At 65.8% G+C, this 20574-nt stretch carries 20 protein-coding genes; 18 read left to right on the top strand and 2 right to left on the bottom strand.

Translation table 11 applies throughout. The features are described from left to right. Positions 1–58: 58 nt before the first annotated feature. The 17 genes from cbiE (at position 59) to F3J45_RS24605 (ending at position 17587) form a co-directional block, all read left to right on the top strand. Positions 59–1270 carry a precorrin-6y C5,15-methyltransferase (decarboxylating) subunit CbiE gene (gene cbiE, locus F3J45_RS24685; RefSeq protein ID WP_167069363.1) on the top strand — a complete coding sequence of 404 codons (1212 nt, stop codon included), beginning with the start codon at positions 59–61 and terminating at the stop codon, positions 1268–1270. Next, complete coding sequence (locus F3J45_RS24680) at positions 1263–2357, top strand: cobalt-precorrin-5B (C(1))-methyltransferase (RefSeq protein WP_167069361.1); 1095 nt, start codon at positions 1263–1265, stop codon at positions 2355–2357. Before cbiE ends, F3J45_RS24680 begins: the two co-directional genes overlap by 8 nt. After that, entirely contained in the window at positions 2354–3088 is a 735-nt protein-coding gene (locus F3J45_RS24675) for a cobalt-precorrin-6A reductase (RefSeq protein WP_167069359.1), read from the top strand. Before F3J45_RS24680 ends, F3J45_RS24675 begins: the two co-directional genes overlap by 4 nt. Before the next feature lie 63 nt (positions 3089–3151). Then, on the top strand, positions 3152–3589 hold the full coding sequence (locus F3J45_RS24670) for an NfeD family protein (protein ID WP_167069357.1): 438 nt from the start codon (positions 3152–3154) through the stop codon (positions 3587–3589). A gap of 30 nt (positions 3590–3619) precedes the next feature. Beyond that, positions 3620–4474 (top strand): SPFH domain-containing protein, encoded by an 855-nt coding sequence (locus tag F3J45_RS24665; protein WP_167069355.1) that lies wholly within the window; start codon positions 3620–3622, stop codon positions 4472–4474. A 195-nt stretch (positions 4475–4669) separates the two neighbouring features. Then, positions 4670–5059 (top strand): DUF2946 domain-containing protein, encoded by a 390-nt coding sequence (locus tag F3J45_RS24660; RefSeq protein WP_167069353.1) that lies wholly within the window; start codon positions 4670–4672, stop codon positions 5057–5059. 46 nt (positions 5060–5105) lie between these two features. Then, the gene (locus tag F3J45_RS24655) at positions 5106–5591 is read left to right on the top strand and encodes a copper chaperone PCu(A)C (RefSeq protein ID WP_167069351.1); all 486 of its coding nucleotides are present in this window, start codon (positions 5106–5108) and stop codon (positions 5589–5591) included. Positions 5592–5616: 25 nt separating this feature from the next. Then, on the top strand, positions 5617–6054 hold the full coding sequence (locus tag F3J45_RS24650) for a DUF2946 domain-containing protein (RefSeq protein WP_167069349.1): 438 nt from the start codon (positions 5617–5619) through the stop codon (positions 6052–6054). Between the two features lie 143 nt (positions 6055–6197). Further along, a complete protein-coding gene (locus F3J45_RS24645; protein WP_205300667.1) occupies positions 6198–8177 on the top strand; it encodes a TonB-dependent copper receptor in 1980 nt (659 codons plus the stop codon). A gap of 55 nt (positions 8178–8232) precedes the next feature. After that, entirely contained in the window at positions 8233–9600 is a 1368-nt protein-coding gene (locus F3J45_RS24640) for a PepSY domain-containing protein (protein ID WP_167069345.1), read from the top strand. Positions 9601–9809: 209 nt separating this feature from the next. Then, the gene (gene cycA / locus F3J45_RS24635; RefSeq protein ID WP_167069343.1) at positions 9810–11216 is read left to right on the top strand and encodes a D-serine/D-alanine/glycine transporter; all 1407 of its coding nucleotides are present in this window, start codon (positions 9810–9812) and stop codon (positions 11214–11216) included. Between the two features lie 186 nt (positions 11217–11402). Then, positions 11403–12668, top strand: a complete 1266-nt coding sequence (gene urtA / locus F3J45_RS24630; protein WP_167069341.1) for an urea ABC transporter substrate-binding protein — start codon at positions 11403–11405, stop codon at positions 12666–12668. Between the two features lie 121 nt (positions 12669–12789). After that, positions 12790–14277, top strand: a complete 1488-nt coding sequence (gene urtB / locus F3J45_RS24625; RefSeq protein ID WP_167069340.1) for an urea ABC transporter permease subunit UrtB — start codon at positions 12790–12792, stop codon at positions 14275–14277. Further along, entirely contained in the window at positions 14277–15356 is a 1080-nt protein-coding gene (gene urtC / locus F3J45_RS24620; protein WP_167069338.1) for an urea ABC transporter permease subunit UrtC, read from the top strand. The genes urtB and urtC overlap by 1 nt, the downstream gene beginning before the upstream one ends. A 29-nt stretch (positions 15357–15385) precedes the next feature. Then, positions 15386–16210, top strand: a complete 825-nt coding sequence (urtD, locus tag F3J45_RS24615) for an urea ABC transporter ATP-binding protein UrtD (RefSeq protein WP_205299682.1) — start codon at positions 15386–15388, stop codon at positions 16208–16210. Between the two features lie 131 nt (positions 16211–16341). Beyond that, positions 16342–17040: an urea ABC transporter ATP-binding subunit UrtE gene (urtE, locus tag F3J45_RS24610; protein WP_167069334.1), complete on the top strand. Its 699-nt coding sequence runs from the start codon at positions 16342–16344 to the stop codon at positions 17038–17040. Positions 17041–17071: 31 nt separating this feature from the next. Then, positions 17072–17587, top strand: coding sequence for a GNAT family N-acetyltransferase (locus F3J45_RS24605; protein WP_167069332.1), 516 nt, complete (start codon positions 17072–17074; stop codon positions 17585–17587). An 86-nt stretch (positions 17588–17673) separates the two neighbouring features. On the opposite strand, the gene F3J45_RS24600 is transcribed toward F3J45_RS24605, so the two are convergent. Both F3J45_RS24600 and cbpA read right to left on the bottom strand, forming a co-directional pair. Then, positions 17674–17979 carry a chaperone modulator CbpM gene (locus F3J45_RS24600; protein WP_167069330.1) on the bottom strand — a complete coding sequence of 102 codons (306 nt, stop codon included), beginning with the start codon at positions 17977–17979 and terminating at the stop codon, positions 17674–17676. A 2-nt stretch (positions 17980–17981) separates the two neighbouring features. Then, on the bottom strand, positions 17982–18947 hold the full coding sequence (gene cbpA, locus F3J45_RS24595; RefSeq protein WP_167069328.1) for a curved DNA-binding protein: 966 nt from the start codon (positions 18945–18947) through the stop codon (positions 17982–17984). Positions 18948–19110: 163 nt separating this feature from the next. Between cbpA and F3J45_RS24590 the strand changes: the two genes are divergently transcribed. Further along, the gene (locus F3J45_RS24590; RefSeq protein ID WP_167069326.1) at positions 19111–20382 is read left to right on the top strand and encodes an Hsp70 family protein; all 1272 of its coding nucleotides are present in this window, start codon (positions 19111–19113) and stop codon (positions 20380–20382) included. Positions 20383–20574: the final 192 nt, after the last annotated feature.

The raw sequence follows: 20574 nt of genomic DNA, 5'->3' as shown, positions 1-20574 counted from the left end.
GGAGCGGGCTTGCCCGCGATGGGGCGCGAAGCGGCCCCAAACGAGCGGAACGAAACACATGACCCCCTGGCTGACAGTAGTAGGCATCGGCGAAGACGGCTTCAGCGGCCTGGGCAAACAGGCCCGGCGCGCGCTCATGGGCGCCTCGCGGATCATTGGCAGCCCGCGCCAGCTGGCCTTGCTGCCGCGCTGCATCAGCGGCGAGCGGCAAGACTGGCCCACCCCGTTCTCCCTCGCCCCGGTGCTGGCCCTGCGTGGCGAGCCGGTGTGCGTGCTGGCCAGTGGCGACCCGATGTTCTACGGCGTAGGCGCAAGCCTGGCGCGGCAACTGCCGGCCGAGGAACTGCAGGTGCTGCCGATGCCCTCCTCCTGCGCCCTGGCCGCCGCCCGCCTGGGCTGGCCGCTGCAGGACGTGCAGGTGCTGTCGGTGGTGGCCCGGCCCCTGGCGGTGCTCAACGCCCACCTGTTCAGTGGCCAGCGCCTGCTGGTGTTGAGCAACGACGGCGACAGCCCCGCGGCCATCGCCGCCCTGCTGCGCGAGCGCGGTTTCGGGCCCAGCCGCCTGCACGTGCTGGAACACCTTGGCGGCGCAGCAGAACAGCACCTGGCCGGCACCGCCGATGATTGGCCGCACACGCAGATCGCCGCGCTCAACCTGGTCGCCATCGAATGCCTGGCCAACCCTGACGCCGCGCGCCTGTCGCGGGTGCCCGGGCTGCCAGACAGCGCCTTTCGCCATGACGGCCAGCTGACCAAGCGCGACGTGCGCGCCATCACCCTGGCCCGCCTGGCACCACAGCCCGGCGAGCTGTTGTGGGACGTCGGCGCCGGCTGTGGCTCGATCGGCATCGAGTGGATGCGCGCCCACCCGGCCTGCCGCACCCTGGCCATCGAGGCCGACGCAGGCCGCCAGGGCTTCATCGAACACAACCGCGATGCCCTTGGCGTGCCGGGCCTGCAACTGGTGCGCGGCAAGGCACCCGAGGCCCTGGCCGAGCTGGAGCGGCCGGATGCAATTTTCATCGGCGGCGGCGTCACCCGCGACGGCGTACTGGCGCTGTGCTGGGAACGCCTGCGCCCCGGCGGGCGCCTGGTGGCCAACGCCGTCACTCTGCAAAGCGAACTGGCCCTGGCGCATTTTCGCGAACGCCATGGCGGCGAGCTGACCCGCATCCATGTCGCCCAGGCCCAGCCCCTGGGTGCCTTCGACACCTGGCGCCAGGCCCTGCCGATCACCCTGCTCGACCTGGTGAAGCCCCTCGATGCGTGAAGAAACCCGCGAGCAGCCCGCCCCCCTGCGCAGCGGCCTGACCACCGGCAGCTGCGCCACCGCCACCAGCCTGGCGGCAGCCAAGCTGCTGCTCACCGGCCAGCGCGACGACGCAGTGGACATCACCTTGCCCAAGGGCAAAGTGGTGCAGATGCGCCTGGAGTTCTGCCGCCTGGTGGGCGAGCGTGCCGAAGCCGGTACGCTCAAGGACGCCGGCGACGACCCGGATGTCACCCACGGCGCCCTGCTCTACAGCCAGGTGCGCCTGCTGGCCGAACCCGGCATCCGCTTCGTCGCGGGCGATGGCGTAGGCACCGTGACCCGCCCGGGGCTGGTGCTGGGGGTGGGCGAGCCGGCAATAAACCCGGTGCCCCGGCGGATGATCAGCGAGCACCTGGTGCAACTGGCGGCGGCCTGCCGCTACCCAGGTGGCTTCGAAGTCACGGTTAACGTGCAGGGCGGCCAGGCGCTGGCCCTCAAGACCATGAACCCGCGCCTGGGCATTCTCGGCGGGCTGTCGATTCTTGGCACCAGCGGCATCGTTCGGCCGTTTTCCTGCGCGGCGTACATCGCCTCGATCCACCAGGGCATCGACGTTGCCCACACCAATGGCTACCGGCATATCGCCGCCTGCACTGGCAACGCCAGCGAAGACACCATGCGCCGGGTCTATGGCCTGCCGGAAATCGCCCTGATCGAAATGGGCGACTTCGTTGGCGCCGTGCTCAAGCACCTGCGCAAGGTGCCCGTACCACGCCTGAGCCTGTGCGGCGGCTTCGGCAAGATCAGCAAGCTGGCCGCCGGGCACATGGACCTGCACAGCCGCCATTCAAGCATCGACCTGCCGCAACTGGCCGGCTGGGCCGCCGACATCGGCGCCGATGCCGAGCTGCAAGCAGCGATCATCGCCGCCAACACCAGCCAGCAGGCCCTGGCCCTGGCGCACGCCGCCGGCATTGCCCTGGGCGACGCGGTGTGTGCCCACGCCCTGGCCTTCGCCCGCAGCGTGGTGCCCGCCCAGGTACAGGTGGAAGTGTTCGCCATCGACCGCCAGGGCGGTATCGTCGGCAAGGCAGGTGTGCAATGAACGGGCGTATTCTACTGCTCGGGGGCGTCACCGAAGCCTTGGCCATTGCCCGCCAGCTTGGCCCGCACCATGTCTACAGCCTGGCCGGCATCGGCCGCGTACCGCAAGACCTGACGTGCCAGGTGCGGGTTGGCGGTTATGGCGGTGCCGAGGGCTTGGCCGCCTACTTGCGTGAGGCCGCTATCAGCCTCTTGATCGACGCCACCCACCCCTATGCTGCGCAGATCAGCCGCAACGCAGCCACTGCCGCGCAAGCTGTCGGCATTCCCTGCTGGGCCCTGCGCCGACCGGCCTGGCAGGCGCAAGCGGGTGACGACTGGCGTGAGGTGGAGGACTGGGCCGGGCTGATCGAGGCGCTAAAGCCGTTCCGCCGCCCCTTGTTCACCCTTGGCCGCGAGCCGCTGCAACATTTGGCCCAGATTCCCCCGGAGCAGTTCTGGACCTTGCGGGCGCTGCAGGCATGCCCCGCCAATGAGCGCTGCGAAGTGATTGGCGCACGCGGGCCATTTCACCTCGAAGACGAGCGGGCGCTGTTCGAGCGGCGCAACATCGACGTGCTGGTAAGCAAGAACAGCGGCAGCGTGGCGACCGAGCCAAAGCTGCAAGTGGCGCGCGAGCGCGGGGTGCCGGTACTGGTACTGAAACGCCCAGTACTGCCAAGCGTAGACCGGGTATTCACGCAGGCCACGCAACTGCTTACCGCGCTCTCAGATTTTTCCCACAATCCGTGAAGTGGCCTTGTGCCGGCTGGCTGCCTTAAACTTAAGGCCCCACCCGCGCAAGGCGTCAGTCATATGGAAATGCAATGGTGGATCTGGCTGGTGTTTGGCATCGGCTTGATCCTGCTCGAATTGGTCCTGCCCACGTTCTTCATCATCTGGTTCGGCATCGGCGCCGTGCTGGTGTCGCTCATCGCCCTCGCCGCCCCCAGCCTGCAGCTGGACATGCAGGTATTGCTGTGGGTGCTGTTTTCCTCGGCCACCACCCTGCTCTGGTTCAAGCTATTCAAGCGCAAGCAACCGGACGTGCGCTGGACGGCCGACAGCGTGATCGGTGAAGTCGGCTTGCTGACCGGCAGCGTCTCGCAGTTCCAGAAAGGCCGTGTACGCTTCCAGAAGCCATTGCTCGGCAACGAGGAATGGACCTGTATCGCCGACAGCGACATCCCCGCCGGCGAGCGTGTGCGGCTCGTCGCCATCGAAGGCAACATCGCCCGGGTCGTCCGGGCCTGAATCGGCCCCTCTAAAAAGGAAGTTAGCATCATGACCAGCCTCATCGTCGTCGGCGCCATCGCCCTGTTCGTTTTGATCACCGTGTTCAAGGGCGTGCGCATCGTGCCCCAGGGCGAGGAATGGATCGTCGAGCGCCTGGGCCGCTACCAGAGCACCCTCAAGCCGGGCCTGAACATCGTCATCCCGTACATGGACGTGGTTGCCTACCGCCTGCCCACCAAGGACATCATCCTCGATGTGCAGGAGCAGGAAATCATCACCCGCGACAACGCCGTGATCGTCGCCAACGCGCTGTGCTTCGCCAAGGTGGTCGACCCGCAGAAAGCCTCCTACGGTGTGCAGAACTTCTCGTTTGCGGTCACCAGCCTGACCATGACCTCGCTGCGCGCCATCGTTGGCGCCATGGACCTGGACGAAGCCTTGTCCAGCCGCGAGCAGATCAAGGCGCGCCTGCGCGAGGCCATGTCCGAGCAGACCGAAGACTGGGGCGTGACCGTGCGCTCGGTGGAAATCCACGACATCAAGCCGTCGCAGAACATGCAGCTGGCCATGGAGCGCCAGGCCGCCGCCGAGCGTGAGCGCAAGGCCGACGTGACCCGCGCCGAGGGCGCCAAGCAGGCCGCCATTCTCGAAGCCGAGGCCCGCCTGCAGTCGGCCAAGCTCGATGCCGAGGCGCAGATCAACCTGGCCGAGGCATCGGCGCGGGCGATCTCGCTGGTGAAAGAGGCCGTGGGCAACGAGACGGTGCCGGCCATGTACCTACTGGGTGAGCGCTATGTCGGCGCCATGGAAAACCTGGCCAGCAGCAACAATGCCAAGGTCGTGGTGCTGCCGGCAGACCTGCAGGAAACCGTGCGTGGTCTGATGGGCCGTAACAAGGCTTGATATTGGCGCTGCTTCCATCGCGAGCTCTGCTCGCTCCTACGGGATTTCCGCCGGCCTGGTAGGAGCGAGCAAAGCTCGCGAATGGGGCTGCCAAGCAGCCCCAACATCCGCAACCTGCGTCACTTCACCGCACCCCGCCTTTTTTACCTATACTCCGCCGTACAATACCGCCACGATTCCTGACCGGATCTCTCCATGCCCCCACGTCGGCACATCGCCTGGATAGCCTGCCTTGCAGTGCTGTTCAACCTGCTGGCCATGCCGCTGTCCTCTGCCGCGCCCAAGGGCCCGGCCGAACAGCTGCTGTGGGGGGCTTTCTGTTCCAGCATGGCAGGCAAGGCCAAGGTCGATGTCCAGGCCCTGGCCAAGATCGACCTGCCCGCACAAACCGACCAGCATTCCAGCATGCAGCACTGCTGGTGCTGTTCGGGCGCAGCGCCGCTGCTGGCCTTGCCGGGCTACCCGCCACAGCTGCACAACCCGCCCACGCTTTTGGCCGGCCACCCGCCGCCACTGCCCAATTACCAGCCCACGCCGCGCCAGCTCTGGCCTGCGCTCAACCCCCGTGCCTCGCCCCTGGTCTGAGTTCTTCATGCTGTTCGCCTGAACCTGAACCGATCGGAGACACACCATGCTCAAGCAAGCCCTCGTACTGGCCGCCCTGCTGCTGCCCGGCGCCTATGCCAATGCCCACGAATACACCGTCGGCGACCTGCACATCGCCCACCCCTGGTCGCTGCAGTTGCCGCCCAACGCGCCAAACGTCGCGGCCTATTTCATCGTGCACAACAACGGCAAGGCCGACGACCGCCTGCTCAGCGTCGACAGCCCGATCAGCGATGACGCCCAGTTGCACGAACACGCCATGGGCAGCAACGGCGCCATGAAGATGCAGCAGGTGCAGAGCGTGGCGGTGCCCGCCGGCAAAGACCTGGTGTTCGCCCCCAGCGCCTACCACGTGATGCTCATGCAGCCCAAGGACCGCAGCCTGCTGGCCGACGGCAAGCGCTTCCCGCTGACCCTGCACTTCGAAAAAGCCGGCGACATCACCGTTGATGTCGCCGTGCAGAAGCAGGCCCCGGCAGACCAGCCCCAAGGCCACGAACACACACACTGACGCCCGCTGACAGGCGCTCGCCAGCATGAGCCCGCCGCGCAACAGCCCCGGCCGTACCACCCGCCCTGAACGCAGGCGCGTCGGTGGCGGCTGGCTGAGCCTGTTCGCCATGTGGATGATCTTCATCGGCCCATTGATTTCCCAATCGATGCCGATGGAGCACCACGCCGGCATGGGCATGCCGATGGGCATGCCGATGTCCATGCCGGCCGAGCACGCCCACGCAGGCGACAGCCATCACGGCCACGGCAACGATGGCCAGTTGCATGTGATGTGGGAAAAGTGCGGTTACTGCAGCCTGCTGTTCAACTGCCCCGCACTGCCACAAACCCTCAGCCCGCTCAGCGTCGCCAGCGCTGTGCCCCCTGCCCTGATACCCACCGCCACACGCCAGGGCCATGCCCAACAGGCTGTGTTCCCCGGTGCGCGCAGCCGCGCGCCGCCCCCTTCGATCAGCGTCTGACACCCCATTACCGCACGGAGCCAGGAGGCTTCGCGCTGACTCACGACTGATCGACTGGAATCATTATGTCCGGCTGCACCCCTGTTTTTTCTCCCGCCTTGTACGGGACCTTCGCCGCCCTTTGCGGCTCGCTGCTCGCACCCATGGCCCTGGCCGCCGACACCGGCCACGAAGGCCATGAGGCCGAGCTGAGCCCCACGGTGATCACCGCCATCGCGCCCAGCTCGCCACTGACCGTGGTCACCAACCCCAAGGACCCGCGCCAGCCGGTGCCGGCCAGCGATGGCGCCGATTACCTGAAGACCATTCCCGGTTTCTCGGCCATCCGCGCAGGCGGCACCAACGGTGACCCGGTACTGCGCGGCATGTTCGGCTCGCGCCTGAACATCCTCACCAACGGTGGCGTGATGCTCGGCGCCTGTCCCAACCGCATGGACGCCCCGACTTCCTACATCGCCCCGGAAACCTACGACCGCCTGACCGTGATCAAAGGCCCGCAAAGCGTGATCTGGGGCCCGGGCGGCTCGGCCGGCACCATCCTCTTCGAACGCGAACCGGAAAAATTCGGCGCCCTGGGCAGCCGGGTCAACGCCAGCCTGCTGGCCGGCTCCAACGGCCGCTTCGACAAGGTGCTCGATGCCGCCGCCGGCAACAGCCAGGCCTATGCCCGCTTCGTCGGCAACCAGTCGCGCTCGGACGACTACAAGGACGGCAACGGCGACACCGTGCCCTCGCGCTGGGATAAGTGGAACGGCGACGTGACCCTGGGCTGGACGCCCGACCAGGACACCCTGCTGGAACTCACCGCCGGCAAAGGTGACGGCGAAGCCCGCTATGCCGGGCGTGGCATGGACGGCTCGCAGTTCAAGCGTGAAAGCCTGGGCCTGCGCTTTGAAAAATCCAACCTTGGCGACGTGCTCGACAAGGTCGAGGCGCAGGTCTACTACAACTACGCCGACCACGTGATGGACAACTACAGCCTGCGCACGCCTTCGGGCACCGGCATGATGGCCGACCCCATGGCCGCCGACGTCGAGCGCCGTACCCTGGGCGGGCGCCTCAAGGCCACCTGGCGCTGGGCCGATGTGCAGCTGATCAGCGGCCTCGATGCGCAGGCCAACCAGCACCGCGCGCGCAGCGCCATGGGCGTCGACACCTACAAGAACGAGCCGTGGGCCAAGGACGCCGACTTCCACAACTACGGTGCCTTCGGCGAACTCACCTGGTACGCCAGCGGTGCCGACCGGCTGATCACCGGCGCCCGCCTGGACCGTGCCTCGGCCCGGGATTTCCATGACGACAGTGCCACCAACGGCAACACCCGCGCCGATACCCTGCCCAGCGGCTTCGTGCGCTACGAGCACGACCTGGCAGCGTTGCCCGCCACCACCTACATCGGCCTGGGCCACGCCCAGCGCTTCCCCGACTACTGGGAGCTGTTCTCCCCCACCCAGGGCCCGGCGGGCTCGGTCAACGCCTTCGACAGCATCAAGCCGGAGAAAACCACCCAGCTCGACTTCGGCCTGCAGTACCGCGACGAACGCCTGGAAGCCTGGGCCTCGGGCTACGTCGGGCAGATCCGCGACTACATCCTGTTCGACTACCGCAGCGCCATGATGGGCATGAGCACCACCCAGGCCCGCAACATCGACGCCCGCATCATGGGCGGCGAGCTGGGCGCGGCGTACAAGCTCAACGACCGCTGGAAGGCCGATGCCACCCTGGCCTATGCCTGGGGCAAGAACAGCAGCGATGGCAAGGCCCTGCCGCAGATGCCACCGCTGGAAAGCCGCCTGGGCCTGACCTACAGCCGCGACAGCTGGAGTGCTGGGGCGCTCTGGCGGCTGGTGGCGGCGCAGCACCGCATTGCCGAGAACCAGGGCAACGTGGTGGGCAAGGACTACGAAAAAAGCGGCGGTTTCGGCGTATTCTCGCTTAACGGCGCCTACAAGGTCAGCCACAACCTCAAGCTCAGCGCAGGCGTCGACAACCTGTTCGACAAGGCCTATGCCGAGCACCTGAACCTGGCCGGGAATGCTGGGTTCGGCTACCCAGCCAGCGACCCCCAGCCGGTCAACGAGCCCGGCCGGACCTTCTGGACCAAGGTCGATTTCAGCTTCTGACAACAACGGGCGCAACCTCGGTTGCGCCCCCCTGCTGGTCAAACAGGAGGTTCCCATGAGAGGAACACGCATCAATTTCTACAACCTGGCCTGGCGTTGGCACTTCTACGCGGGGCTGTTCGTGGCCCCGTTCATGATCCTGTTGGCGATCACCGGGATCATCTACCTGTTCAAGCCGCAGCTCGACCCGCTGCTGTACCGCGACCTGATGGTGGTGGAGGCTGGCCACCATCGGCAAAGCGCCGACACGCTGCTGGCCGAGGTGCGCCAGGCCTACCCGAAAGGCCATGTCGGCCAGTACCTGCCGCCCATCGATAGCGAACGCAGCGCACAGTTCGTGGTGCATGACGGCGGCCGCGAGCTGAACGTGTTCGTCGACCCTTACAGCGGCAAGGTGCTCGGCGAGCAGGACGGCAAGCAGAACCTGCAGGCCATCGCCCGCGCCTTGCACGGCGAACTGATGGTCGGCACGCTGGGCGATCGCCTGGTGGAACTGGCCGCAGGCTGGGGCATCGTGCTGGTGGTGTCGGGCCTGTACCTGTGGTGGCCGCGCGGGCGCAGTGGTGCCGGCGTGCTGTGGCCACGGCTGTCGGCACGTGGCCGCCTGTTCTGGCGCGACCTGCATGCCGTTACAGGCTTCTGGGGTTCGGCCCTGCTGTTGCTGATGCTGGTCAGCGGCATGACCTGGACCGGGATGTGGGGCAAGCAGTACGCCGAGCTGTGGAACCGCTTCCCGGCCGCCATGTGGAATGACGTACCCAAGTCCGATCAACAAGCCCGCGTGCTCAACAGCGCCCACCGCCAGACCGTGCCCTGGGCCCTGGAGAATACACCGATGCCGCAGTCCGGCGCCCATGCCGAGCATGCCGGGCATCACATGATGGACAGCGCGCCCGCAGCCCCGCAGGTCAGCCTGCAACAGGTGCAGGATATCGCCACCGCCCGGGGTGTAGCGCCTGGCTACAGCATCACCGCGCCCACCACGGCAGAAGGCGTGTACACCATCGCCGTGTTCGCCGACGACCCGCGCAACGACGCCACCCTGCACGTCGACCAATACACCGGCAAGGTGCTGGCCGATGTGCGCTGGCAGGACTACAGCCCGGTGGCCCGCGCCACGGAGCTGGGCGTGATGCTGCATGAAGGCAGGATGTTCGGGCCGCTGAACCAGGCCATCATCCTGCTGGTGTGCCTGATGATCCTGCTGGGCTCGGTGAGTGGGTTGGTGATGTGGTGGAAACGCAGGCCCGAAGGCGGGCTGGGCGTGCCGCCGCTGCGCCACGACCTGCCACGCTGGAAGGCGGCGGTGGGGGTGATGCTGGTGCTGGGCGTGATGTTCCCGCTGGTGGGGGTGTCGATGGTGGTGATGTGGGTGGTGGATAGCCTGGTGGTGCGCCGCCGGCGGGTGTTGGCCAGCGCCTAGCGGTGACCTGTGCCGGCCCTTTCGCGGGGCAAGCCCGCTCCTACATCGCCTTGTAGGAGCGGGCTCGCCCCGCGAAAGGGCCGGCACGGAAGAAAAACTGCCCCGCAAAAGTCGAGTCGATCTGTCGCGCCCCGATCTGGCACGCGCGTGTTAGCCTACCCGGCTACCTCCGACAAGAAGACTGACCTCTCAAGGGAATGCAGCCCACAATGAAGCACTCGTCTCCCACCGCGCCAGATGGCCAACATCTGCAGCGCAACCTGACCAACCGCCACATCCAGCTGATCGCCATCGGCGGCGCCATCGGCACCGGCCTGTTCATGGGCTCGGGCAAGACCATCAGCCTGGCGGGGCCGTCGATCATCTTCGTCTACATGATCATCGGCTTCATGCTGTTCTTCGTCATGCGCGCCATGGGCGAATTGCTGCTGTCGAACCTCAACTACAAGTCGTTCATCGACTTCTCCGCCGACCTGCTCGGGCCCTGGGCCGGTTACTTCACCGGCTGGACCTACTGGTTCTGCTGGGTGGTCACCGGTATCGCCGACGTGGTGGCGATCGCCGCCTACACGCAGTTCTGGTTCCCCGACCTGCCGCAGTGGATACCGGCGCTGACCTGCGTGGCCGTGCTGCTGTCGCTGAACCTGGTGACGGTGAAGATGTTCGGCGAGCTGGAGTTCTGGTTCGCCCTGATCAAGATCGTGGCCATCCTTGGCCTGGTCGCCACCGGCCTGTACATGGTCATCACCGGTTTCACGTCGCCAAGCGGGCGCACCGCGCAGCTGGCCAACCTGTGGAATGACGGCGGCATGTTCCCCAATGGCCTGATGGGCTTCTTCGCCGGTTTCCAGATCGCCGTGTTCGCCTTCGTGGGCATCGAGCTGGTGGGCACCACCGCCGCCGAAGCGAAGAACCCCGAGCGCACCCTGCCACGGGCGATCAACTCGATCCCGGTGCGGATCATCGTGTTCTACGTATTGGCGCTGATCGCGATCATGGCGGTCACCCCTTGGCGCGACGTGGTGCCGGGCAAGAGCCCGTTCGTGGAACTGTTCGTGCTGGCCGGCCTGCCGGCGGCGGCGAGCATCATCAACTTCGTGGTGCTGACTTCGGCGGCGTCCTCGGCCAACAGCGGCGTGTTCTCCACCAGCCGCATGCTCTATGGCCTGGCCCAGGAAGGCGATGCGCCGCGAGCGTTCGAGAAGCTGTCGGGCCGTTCGGTGCCGGCCAACGGCCTGTTCTTCTCCTGCGCTTGCCTGTTGCTGGGCGCGGTGCTGATCTACCTGGTGCCGAACGTGGTCGAAGCGTTCACCCTGGTGACCACGGTGTCGGCGGTGCTGTTCATGTTCGTCTGGACGCTGATCCTGCTGTCGTACCTGAAGTACCGCAAACACCGCGCTGCGCTGCACCAGGCATCGACCTACAAGATGCCGGGTGGGCGCTTGATGTGCTACGTGTGCCTGGCGTTCTTCGCCTTCATCCTGGTGCTGCTGAGCCTGGAAGCCGATACCCGTTCGGCGCTGGTGGTGACGCCGATCTGGTTCCTGCTGCTGGCGGGGACCTACCAGTTCGTGCGTAGCCGCCGTCATCCGCGCTCGGCGGTGCGTAACGGCTGATTGTGATTGGGGCTGCTTCGCAGCCCCAATCCTGTGCATACCCATATCCCAGGCACCACCCTGGCCCGCAAAAACGCCCCAACACCTCGCACAACCCCTCTAACAAGCCCCTTTCGCCACTAGGCACACCCCTTGCAACACCCCTCCCCGCTTGCCCAACACATAACAACTCAGCGGAGAGAGCACATGAAGCGTCGCAGTCTGATCAAGGCCTTTACCCTCAGCGCATCCATTGCCGCAATGGGCCTGAGCTGGAGCATCCAGGCCGCCGAAACCATCAAGGTCGGCATCCTGCATTCGCTGTCCGGGACCATGGCGATTTCCGAGACTTCGCTCAAGGACATGGCGCTGATGACCATTGACGAGATCAACGCCAAGGGCGGTGTGAACGGCAAGATGCTCGAACCGGTGGTGGTCGACCCCGCCTCCAACTGGCCGCTGTTCGCCGAAAAAAGCCGCCAGCTGCTGACCCAGGACAAGGTCGCCGTGGTGTTCGGCTGCTGGACGTCGGTGTCGCGCAAGTCGGTGCTGCCGGTGTTCGAGGAGTTGAACGGCCTGCTGTTCTACCCGGTGCAGTACGAAGGTGAAGAGATGTCGCCGAACGTGTTCTACACCGGCGCCGCGCCCAACCAGCAAGCCATCCCCGCCGTTGAATACCTGATGAGCGAAGACGGCGGCAGCGCCAAGCGCTTCTTCCTGCTGGGCACCGACTACGTGTACCCACGCACCACCAACAAGATCCTGCGCGCTTTCCTGCACAGCAAGGGCGTGGCCGACAAAGACATCGAAGAGGTGTACACCCCGTTCGGCCATGCCGACTACCAGACCATCGTCGCCAACATCAAGAAGTTCTCCGCCGGTGGCAAGACGGCGGTGATCTCCACCGTCAACGGCGACTCCAACGTGCCGTTCTACAAGGAACTGGCCAACCAGGGCCTGAAGGCCACCGAGGTGCCGGTGGTGGCCTTCTCGGTGGGTGAAGAGGAACTGCGCGGCATCGACACCAAGCCGCTGGTGGGCCACCTGGCCGCCTGGAACTATTTCGAGTCGGTGGATAACCCGGTCAACCAGAAGTTCGTCGCCGACTGGAAAGCCTACGCCAAGGCCAAGGGCCTGCCGGGCGCCGACAAGGCGGTGACCAACGACCCGATGGAGGCCACCTACGTGGGCATCCACCTGTGGGCCCAGGCCGCCGAAAAGGCCAAGTCCACCGATGTCGACAAGGTTCGCGAGGCCTTGGCCGGGCAGAGTTTCAAGGCACCGTCGGGCTTTACCCTGACCATGGACAAGACCAACCACCACCTGCACAAGCCGGTGATGATCGGTGAAATCCAGGACGACGGGCAGTTCAGCGTGGTCTGGGAAACCGAGCAGCCGCTGCGGGCGCAGCCTTGGAGCCCGTTCATTCCGGGCAATGACAAGCGCCCGGACTATGCAGTGAAAGGTAACTGAGTGCATGGGGCCGCTGTGCGGCCCAATCGCGAGCAAGGCTCGCTCCTACAGGCCTGCACGATACCCGTAGGAGCGAGCCTTGCTCGCGATGAATCCACCGCCGATTTTCAGGATTACTCGCATGCTCAGATTCCTGCTCACCCTGCTTCTGCTGATCCCCCTGGCAACCCAGGGCAGCGAGGGCGAATTCTTCCTCAGCGCCAAGCCCGCCGAGCAAGCCCAACTGCTCGAACGCTGGGCGGCGCAACCCGATGCCGCGCGCCTGCCACTGCTGAACAATCTGAGCCAGGGCCGCATCGCCGCCGATGACACGCGCAAGGTGCGCCTGAACAACCGCCTGCGCGGCCTGATCGACAACGCCCTGGCCAGCCACCAGCTGCTCAGCGACGACAGCGCCACGCGTCTGGCCGCTGCCCAGCAACTGCAAAAAAGCGCGCAACCGGCGCAAATGGCGTTCCTCGACCGGCGCTTCGCCAGCGAACCGGATGCCGCCGTGCACGCCGCCCTGGCGCTGGCCCTGGCCAACCTGCAACTGGGCGCCAGCGAGCCGGCAGTACGCCTGGCCGCCGTGCGCCTGCTCGGTGAAACCGGCGACCCACTGGCCCGCACCCGCCTGGAAGCCCTGCTGCAACCGGGCGCGGAAAGCGACCCGGGGGTGCGCACCGCCGCCGAAACCAGCCTGGCCCAGGTCAAGCGCAAGCTGCTGGTGGGCGAGCTGCTCGGCCAGGCCTTCAGCGGCCTGTCGCTGGGTTCGATCCTGCTGCTGGCGGCGCTGGGCCTGGCGATCACCTTCGGCCTGCTCGGGGTAATCAACATGGCCCACGGCGAAATGCTCATGCTCGGCGCCTACAGCACCTACATGGTTCAGGTTCTGGTGCAGCGCCATGCCCCCGGCGCCATCGAGTTCTACCCGCTGATCGCCCTGCCGGTGGCCTTCGCCGTCAGCGCCGGGGTAGGCATGGTGCTGGAGCGCACGGTGATCCGCCACCTCTACGGCCGCCCGCTGGAAACCCTGCTGGCCACCTGGGGCATCAGCCTGATCCTGATCCAGGCCATCCGCCTGCTGTTCGGCGCGCAGAACGTCGAGGTCAGCAACCCGGCCTGGTTGTCTGGCGGCATCCAGCTGCTGCCCAACCTGGTGCTGCCGTACAACCGCCTGGTGATCATCGGCTTCGCCCTGGCCGTGGTACTGCTCACCTGGCTGCTGCTCAACCGCACGCGGCTGGGCCTGAACGTGCGTGCCGTCACCCAGAACCGCAACATGGCGGCGTGCTGCGGGGTTTCCACCGGGCGCGTCGACATGCTTGCCTTCGGCCTCGGCTCGGGCATCGCCGGGCTCGGTGGCGTGGCCTTGAGCCAGGTCGGCAACGTGGGGCCGGACCTGGGCCAGAGCTACATCATCGACTCATTCCTGGTGGTGGTGCTCGGCGGCGTCGGGCAACTGGCCGGCAGCCTCTGGGCGGCCTTTGGCCTTGGTATCGCCAACAAGCTGCTGGAGCCACAGATCGGCGCCGTGCTCGGCAAGATCCTCATCCTTGCGTTGGTCATTCTGTTCATCCAGAAGCGCCCGCAAGGCCTGTTCGCCCTCAAGGGACGGGTAATCGACTGATGAACCAGCCACTGCTTGTCACCGCTGCGCAAAAGGCCGGACCACGCCTGTCGCTGGCCATCGGCACCCTTGTCGTCCTGCTGCTGGTCGCCCTGGCGCTGCTCTCGCTGTTGCCGGCAGGCCACGCCCTGCAGGTGTCGGCCTACACCCTTACCCTGGTGGGCAAGGTGCTGTGCTACGCCATCGTCGCCCTCGCCCTGGACCTGGTCTGGGGTTATGCCGGGCTGCTGTCGCTGGGCCACGGCCTGTTCTTCGCCCTGGGCGGCTACGCCATGGGCATGTACCTGATGCGCCAGGCGGCCGGCGACGGCCTGCCGGGGTTCATGACGTTCCTGTCGTGGACCGAGCTGCCCTGGTACTGGGCCGGCACCCAGCACTTCGCCTGGGCCCTGTGCCTGGTGGTGCTGGCGCCCGGGCTGCTGGCGCTGGTGTTTGGCTGGTTCGCCTTCCGTTCGCGGATCAAGGGCGTGTACTTCTCGATCATGACCCAGGCCCTGACCTTCGCCGGCATGCTGCTGTTCTTTCGCAACGAGACCGGTTTTGGCGGCAACAACGGTTTCACCAGCTTCCGTACCCTGCTGGGCTTCGACATCGCAGCCCAGGGCACCCGTGCGGTGCTGTTCCTGCTCACCGTCGGCCTGCTGCTGGCCAGCCTGTACTTGTGTTGGCGCCTCACCCAAAGCAAGTTCGGCCGCCTGCTCACCGCCGTGCGTGACGCCGAGAACCGGCTGATGTTCTGCGGCTACGACCCACGTGGCTTCAAGCTGCTGGTGTGGGTGCTCAGCGCCGTGCTGTGCGGCCTGGCCGGGGCGCTGTACGTGCCGCAGGTGGGCATCATCAACCCCAGCGAAATGTCGCCGACCAACTCCATCGAGGCGGCGGTATGGGTGGCGTTGGGCGGGCGCGGCACGTTGATTGGCCCGCTGCTTGGCGCAGGCCTGGTCAATGGCATGAAGAGCTGGTTCACCGTGGCCTTCCCGGAGTTCTGGCTGTTCTTCCTTGGCGCGCTGTTCATTCTGGTCACCCTGTACCTGCCCAAGGGCGTGGTCGGCCTGTTGAAAAAAAGGAGCCAGCCATGAGAGGCATCCCCCCGGTGCACCCGGAATTCATGCTGGAGCCGGTGTTCGACCAACTGGGCAGTGGCCGCGATGCGATCGGCCTGGGCTCGCGCCGCAAGGCCGGGCTGGACACCCGCCACGGCACGGTACTGAGCCTGGAAGACATCAGCGTCAGCTTCGACGGCTTCAAGGCGCTCAATGGCCTGAACCTGTACATCGGCGTTGGCGAGCTGCGCTGCATCATCGGCCCCAACGGCGCTGGCAAGACCACGATGATGGACGTGATCACCGGCAAGACCCGCCCCGATACCGGCAGTGCCTTCTTTGGCGACACCCTGGACCTGGCCCGCATGAGCGAATACCAGATTGCCCAGGCCGGCATCGGTCGCAAGTTCCAGAAGCCCACGGTGTTCGAGGCCCTGACGGTGTTCGAAAACCTGGAGCTGGCCTTGAAGGCGGACAAGGGGGTGTGGGCCAGCCTGGCCGCACGCCTGGGTGGCGAGCAGCGCCAGCGCATCGAGCAAGTGCTGACCACCCTGCGCCTGCTGCCGCTGGCCCAGCGCCAGGCCGGCCTGCTGTCCCATGGGCAGAAGCAGTTCCTGGAGATCGGCATGCTGCTGGTGCAAGAGCCGCAGCTGCTGTTGCTGGACGAGCCGGTGGCTGGCATGACCGATGCCGAAACCGAGTTCACCGCCGAACTGTTCAAGGGGCTGGCGGGCAAGCATTCGCTGATGGTGGTGGAGCATGACATGGGCTTTGTCGGCAGCATTGCCGACCATGTCACCGTGCTGCACCAAGGCAGCGTGCTGGCCGAGGGGTCGCTTGCCCAGGTGCAGGCCGATGAGCGGGTGGTCGAGGTGTACCTGGGCCGCTGATGCAAGGAAACCTGTGCCGGCCTCTTCGCGGGGCAAGCCCGCTCCTACAAAAAACGCGTACCCCTTGTAGGAGCGGGCTTGCCCCGCGAAAGGGCCGGCCCAGGCAAGGCAACTCTTACAGGAACACGCACATGCTCAAAATAGACACCCTGCACCAATTCTACGGCGGCAGCCACATCCTGCGCGGCCTGTCCTTCGAAGCCAAGGTCGGCGAAGTCACCTGCCTGCTGGGCCGCAACGGCGTGGGCAAGACCACCCTGCTGCGCTGCCTGATGGGCCTGGTGCCAGTCCGCGAAGGCAGCATCGAATGGGAGGGCAAGCCAATCACCACGCTCAAGCCCCAGCAACGGGTTCACGCCGGCATCGCCTACGTGCCCCAGGGCCGCGAAATCTTCCCGCGCCTGAGCGTCGAGGAAAACCTGCTGATGGGCCTGTCGCGCTTCCCCGCCCGCGAAGCCCGGCAAGTGCCGGCCTTTATCTACGAACTGTTCCCGGTGCTGGAGCAGATGAAACAGCGCCGTGGCGGCGACCTGTCCGGCGGCCAGCAACAACAGCTGGCCATCGGCCGGGCCTTGGCCAGCCGCCCGCGGCTGCTGATTCTCGACGAGCCCACCGAGGGCATCCAACCGTCGGTGATCAAGGAAATCGGCGCGGTGATCCGCCGCCTGGCCGAACGCGGCGACATGGCGATTCTACTGGTCGAGCAGTTCTACGACTTCGCCGAGGAACTGGCCGACCAGTACCTGGTGATGGCTCGCGGCGAGATCGTTCAGCGTGGCCGTGGTGAAAACATGCAGGCCGAAGGTGTGCGCGGCCTGGTAACCATTTAACCTGCAACCAACGACCCTGCGAGACGCTGTCATGAGTTACGAAATCCGCGACGCCCTGCCCACCGACGTGCCGGGCATCCTCGACATCTACAACGACGCCGTGCGCAACACCACGGCGATCTGGAACGAAACCCCGGTGGACCTGGGCAACCGCCAGGCGTGGTTCGAAGCCCGCGCGCAGCAGGGCTACCCGATTCTGGTGGCGGTGGATGAAACGGGGGTGCTGGGCTATGCATCGTTTGGCGACTGGCGGCCGTTCGAAGGCTTCCGGCTGACCGTGGAGCACTCGGTGTATGTGCGCGGTGACCAGCGCGGCAAGGGCCTGGGGCCGGTGCTGATGGCGGCGCTGATCGAGCGTGCCCGGGCGAGTGGCAAGCATGTGATGGTCGCGGCCATCGAAAGTGGCAATGCCGCCTCGGTGCGCATTCATGAGCGGCTGGGGTTCGTGGTGACCGGGCAGATGCCGCAGGTGGGGGTGAAGTTCGGGCGTTGGCTGGATTTGACCTTCATGCAATTGGTGCTCAATCCGGGTGCCGAACCAACCTGAGTCTTGTGTTGGATTCTTCGCGGGCAAGCCCGCTCCCACACCTGTAGGAGCGGGCTTGCCCCGCGAAGAGGCCGGGCCTGCAACCCTCACATCTGGGTAAACCTACCCAACCGCTGGCGCAACATACTGTTCTCACTGCGCAACTGCTGCACTTCCTGCAACAGCTCCAGCGCCAGCGCCACCCCTTCCCACTCCAGTTCCAATTCCTGGTGCAGCTTCGCCGCACGCTTGGTCACCAGCGGCGCCTGATCGTCGAACAACCAGTCTTCCGGCGTTCGCCCGGAAGGTTCGACAATGCCGTGCTCGACAATTTCGATCACGCAGTCGGCCGACACATCGGCCTCCTGACACAGGGTACGCATGTCCAGTTGAACGATCAGGGTGCTGCTCATGGTCACTTGCTCCAGTGTGTCCTCGGGTCGAACGCGGCTTTCTCGGAAAGCTGGGTCCACAGTTCACGGGTGGCAGCATCGGATGCCGTCGGCATCACCACTTTGAGCTGCGCATACAAATTGCCGCGCTCGCCGTTCTTGTTGGCCAGGCCCCGGCCCGGCACGCGCAGGCGCTGGCCGCTCTGGCTGTCGGGGCGGATGGTCAGGTTGATCTTGCCGTCCAGGGTCGGCACCGCCACCTTGGTGCCCAGGGCAGCCTCCCACGGCGCCAGCGGCACGGTGATGATCAGGTCATGGCCTTCCACATCGAACAACGGGTGCGGCGCCATGCGCACGGTCAGGAACAGGTCGCCATTGGCCCCACCGCCCACGCCCGGCGCGCCTTGGCCCTTGAGGCGAATGCGCTCGCCGTCGGTGACGCCGGCCGGGATCTTCACGTTCAGGGTTTTGGTGGTGAACCCGGTGCGCTGGCCAGCGGCGTTGGTTTGCGGCACCTGGAAGCTGATCTGCTTGGATTCCTTGCTCAGGGTTTCTTCCAGGAAGATCGCCAGTTCCAGTTCCACGTCCTGCCCTCGCCTGCCGGCGCTGCGTTGTTGTTGCCGGGCACCGCCGAACGGGTTGCCGCCACGGGCGCCGAAAATCGAGCTGAAGAAGTCGGAGAAGTCGCCGCCTTCGAAACCGCCGCCCGCCCCGCCTGCGCCGGCGCGGCTCTGCCAACCCGGCGGGGCCTGGAATGGCCGGCCATGCTGGCCGCCATACTTGCGGATTTCGTCGAACTCGGCGCGCTTCTGCGCATCGCCCAGCACTTCGTAGGCCTCGTTGGCCTCTTTGAATTTGTCCTCGGCGTCGCGCTCCTTGCTGACGTCAGGGTGATACTTGCGCGCCAGCTTGCGGTACGCGGCCTTGATCGCCTTGTCGTCCGCCGTGGGCTCTACGCCGAGTATCTTGTAGTAGTCTTTGAAGTCCATTGATGGATCACCAGTGTGAATTTTCGCGTTGCTTGTGAAGATAAGGGTCAAGCATAGCCTTTCAAGGTTCGCTTGGGGTTGCCCCGAGGCAGACGATCGGTCTTGATTCTGTAGCCAACTGGCATAAACTGCGCGGCCGTTTTGCCTCCGGAAGCCTTTTCCCATGTCTGACGTATCGCCGGCCCGCGCCCTGGGCATCGACTTCGGCACCTCCAACTCCACGGTCGGCTGGCACCGCCCGGGGGTCGAGTCGCTGATTGCCCTGGAAGACGGCAAGATCACCCTGCCGTCGGTGGTGTTCTTCAACATCGAGGAACGTCGCCCGGTGTATGGCCGCCTGGCGCTGCACGAGTACCTGGAAGGCTACGAAGGCCGCCTGATGCGCTCGCTCAAGAGCCTGCTGGGCTCCAAGCTGATCAAGCACGACACCAGCGTGCTGGGCAGCGCCCTGCCGTTCAAGGACTTGCTGGGCATGTTCATCGGCGAGCTGAAAAAGCGCGGCGAGGCCGCCGCCGGCCGTGAATTCGACCAGGTGGTCCTGGGCCGCCCGGTGTTCTTCGTCGACGAAGATCCAGCCGCCGACCAGGAGGCCGAAGACACCCTGGCCGAGGTGGCGCGCAAGATCGGCTTCAAGGACGTGTCGTTCCAGTACGAGCCGATTGCCGCGGCATTCGACTACGAGTCGGGCATCAGCCGTGAAGAGCTGGTGCTGATCGTCGACATCGGCGGCGGTACCTCGGACTTCACCCTGATCCGCCTGTCGCCGGAGCGCCACCAGGTGGCCGAACGGCAAAGCGACATCCTCGCCACCGGCGGCGTGCACATCGGCGGCACCGACTTCGACAAGCAATTGAGCCTGCAGGGCGTGATGCCGCTGTTCGGCTACGGCAGCCGGATGAAAAGCGGCGCGCTGATGCCCACCAGCTACCACCTGAACCTGGCCACCTGGCACACCATCAACGCCCTGTACTCGCAGAAGTCGCAACTGGCGCTGGGCAGCATGCGCTATGACATCGAGGACACCCTGGGCATCGATCGCCTGTTCAAGTTGATCGAGGAGCGTGCCGGGCACTGGCTGGCGATGGAAGTGGAAGCCAGCAAGATCGAGCTGACCGAGCAGGCCAGCCGCCGTGTCGACCTGGGCCGGGTGGAGCGTGACCTTGCGGTGGACCTGACCCGCGTGCTGTTCGAAGAAGCCATCGAAGGCTTGCTGGAGCGGGTGCGTGGCAGCGTCACCGAGTTGCTGGCCAAGGCTGGAGTGAACGCCGACCAGGTCGATACGGTGTTCTTCACCGGCGGTTCCAGCGGGATTCCAGCGCTGCGCAACAGCGTGTCGGCGATGCTGCCCAATGCGCGGCATGTGGAAGGGAATATCTTCGGCAGCATTGGTAGCGGGTTGGCCATTGAGGCGCGCAAGCGTTACGGCGCTGCCTGATCGTTAGTTGAAACCTGGGCCGGCCTCTTCGCGGGGCAAGCCCGCTCCTACAAAAAACGCGGCGCCCTTGTAGGAGCGGGCTTGCCCCGGGTACAAACCGGAGACATCGTTTACATTCCAAACCGGGGACATGGTTTACAGGCTAATACGCATGATCAGGAGGTATCTGATCATGCCCTGGAACCAAGAGTC

It is taken from the genome of Pantoea sp. Ap-967 (genome assembly GCF_011752565.1).
Classification (GTDB): Bacteria; Pseudomonadota; Gammaproteobacteria; order Pseudomonadales; family Pseudomonadaceae; genus Aquipseudomonas.
This window is presented reverse-complemented; position numbering and strand designations above follow the sequence as displayed.

Coding starts and splice junctions, on each gene's coding strand:
- cycA (WP_167069343.1), top strand. CDS start 9,810: ATGAAGCACTCGTCTCCCACCGCGCCAGATGGCCAACATCTGCAGCGC.
- F3J45_RS24645 (WP_205300667.1), top strand. CDS start 6,198: ATGGCCCTGGCCGCCGACACCGGCCACGAAGGCCATGAGGCCGAGCTG.
- F3J45_RS24605 (WP_167069332.1), top strand. CDS start 17,072: ATGAGTTACGAAATCCGCGACGCCCTGCCCACCGACGTGCCGGGCATC.
- urtC (WP_167069338.1), top strand. CDS start 14,277: ATGAACCAGCCACTGCTTGTCACCGCTGCGCAAAAGGCCGGACCACGC.
- F3J45_RS24660 (WP_167069353.1), top strand. CDS start 4,670: ATGCCCCCACGTCGGCACATCGCCTGGATAGCCTGCCTTGCAGTGCTG.
- F3J45_RS24670 (WP_167069357.1), top strand. CDS start 3,152: ATGGAAATGCAATGGTGGATCTGGCTGGTGTTTGGCATCGGCTTGATC.
- cbpA (WP_167069328.1), bottom strand. CDS start 18,947: ATGGACTTCAAAGACTACTACAAGATACTCGGCGTAGAGCCCACGGCG.
- urtD (WP_205299682.1), top strand. CDS start 15,386: ATGCTGGAGCCGGTGTTCGACCAACTGGGCAGTGGCCGCGATGCGATC.
- urtA (WP_167069341.1), top strand. CDS start 11,403: ATGAAGCGTCGCAGTCTGATCAAGGCCTTTACCCTCAGCGCATCCATT.
- urtE (WP_167069334.1), top strand. CDS start 16,342: ATGCTCAAAATAGACACCCTGCACCAATTCTACGGCGGCAGCCACATC.
- F3J45_RS24650 (WP_167069349.1), top strand. CDS start 5,617: ATGAGCCCGCCGCGCAACAGCCCCGGCCGTACCACCCGCCCTGAACGC.
- F3J45_RS24600 (WP_167069330.1), bottom strand. CDS start 17,979: ATGAGCAGCACCCTGATCGTTCAACTGGACATGCGTACCCTGTGTCAG.
- F3J45_RS24665 (WP_167069355.1), top strand. CDS start 3,620: ATGACCAGCCTCATCGTCGTCGGCGCCATCGCCCTGTTCGTTTTGATC.
- F3J45_RS24655 (WP_167069351.1), top strand. CDS start 5,106: ATGCTCAAGCAAGCCCTCGTACTGGCCGCCCTGCTGCTGCCCGGCGCC.
- F3J45_RS24640 (WP_167069345.1), top strand. CDS start 8,233: ATGAGAGGAACACGCATCAATTTCTACAACCTGGCCTGGCGTTGGCAC.
- F3J45_RS24680 (WP_167069361.1), top strand. CDS start 1,263: ATGCGTGAAGAAACCCGCGAGCAGCCCGCCCCCCTGCGCAGCGGCCTG.
- F3J45_RS24590 (WP_167069326.1), top strand. CDS start 19,111: ATGTCTGACGTATCGCCGGCCCGCGCCCTGGGCATCGACTTCGGCACC.
- F3J45_RS24675 (WP_167069359.1), top strand. CDS start 2,354: ATGAACGGGCGTATTCTACTGCTCGGGGGCGTCACCGAAGCCTTGGCC.
- urtB (WP_167069340.1), top strand. CDS start 12,790: ATGCTCAGATTCCTGCTCACCCTGCTTCTGCTGATCCCCCTGGCAACC.
- cbiE (WP_167069363.1), top strand. CDS start 59: ATGACCCCCTGGCTGACAGTAGTAGGCATCGGCGAAGACGGCTTCAGC.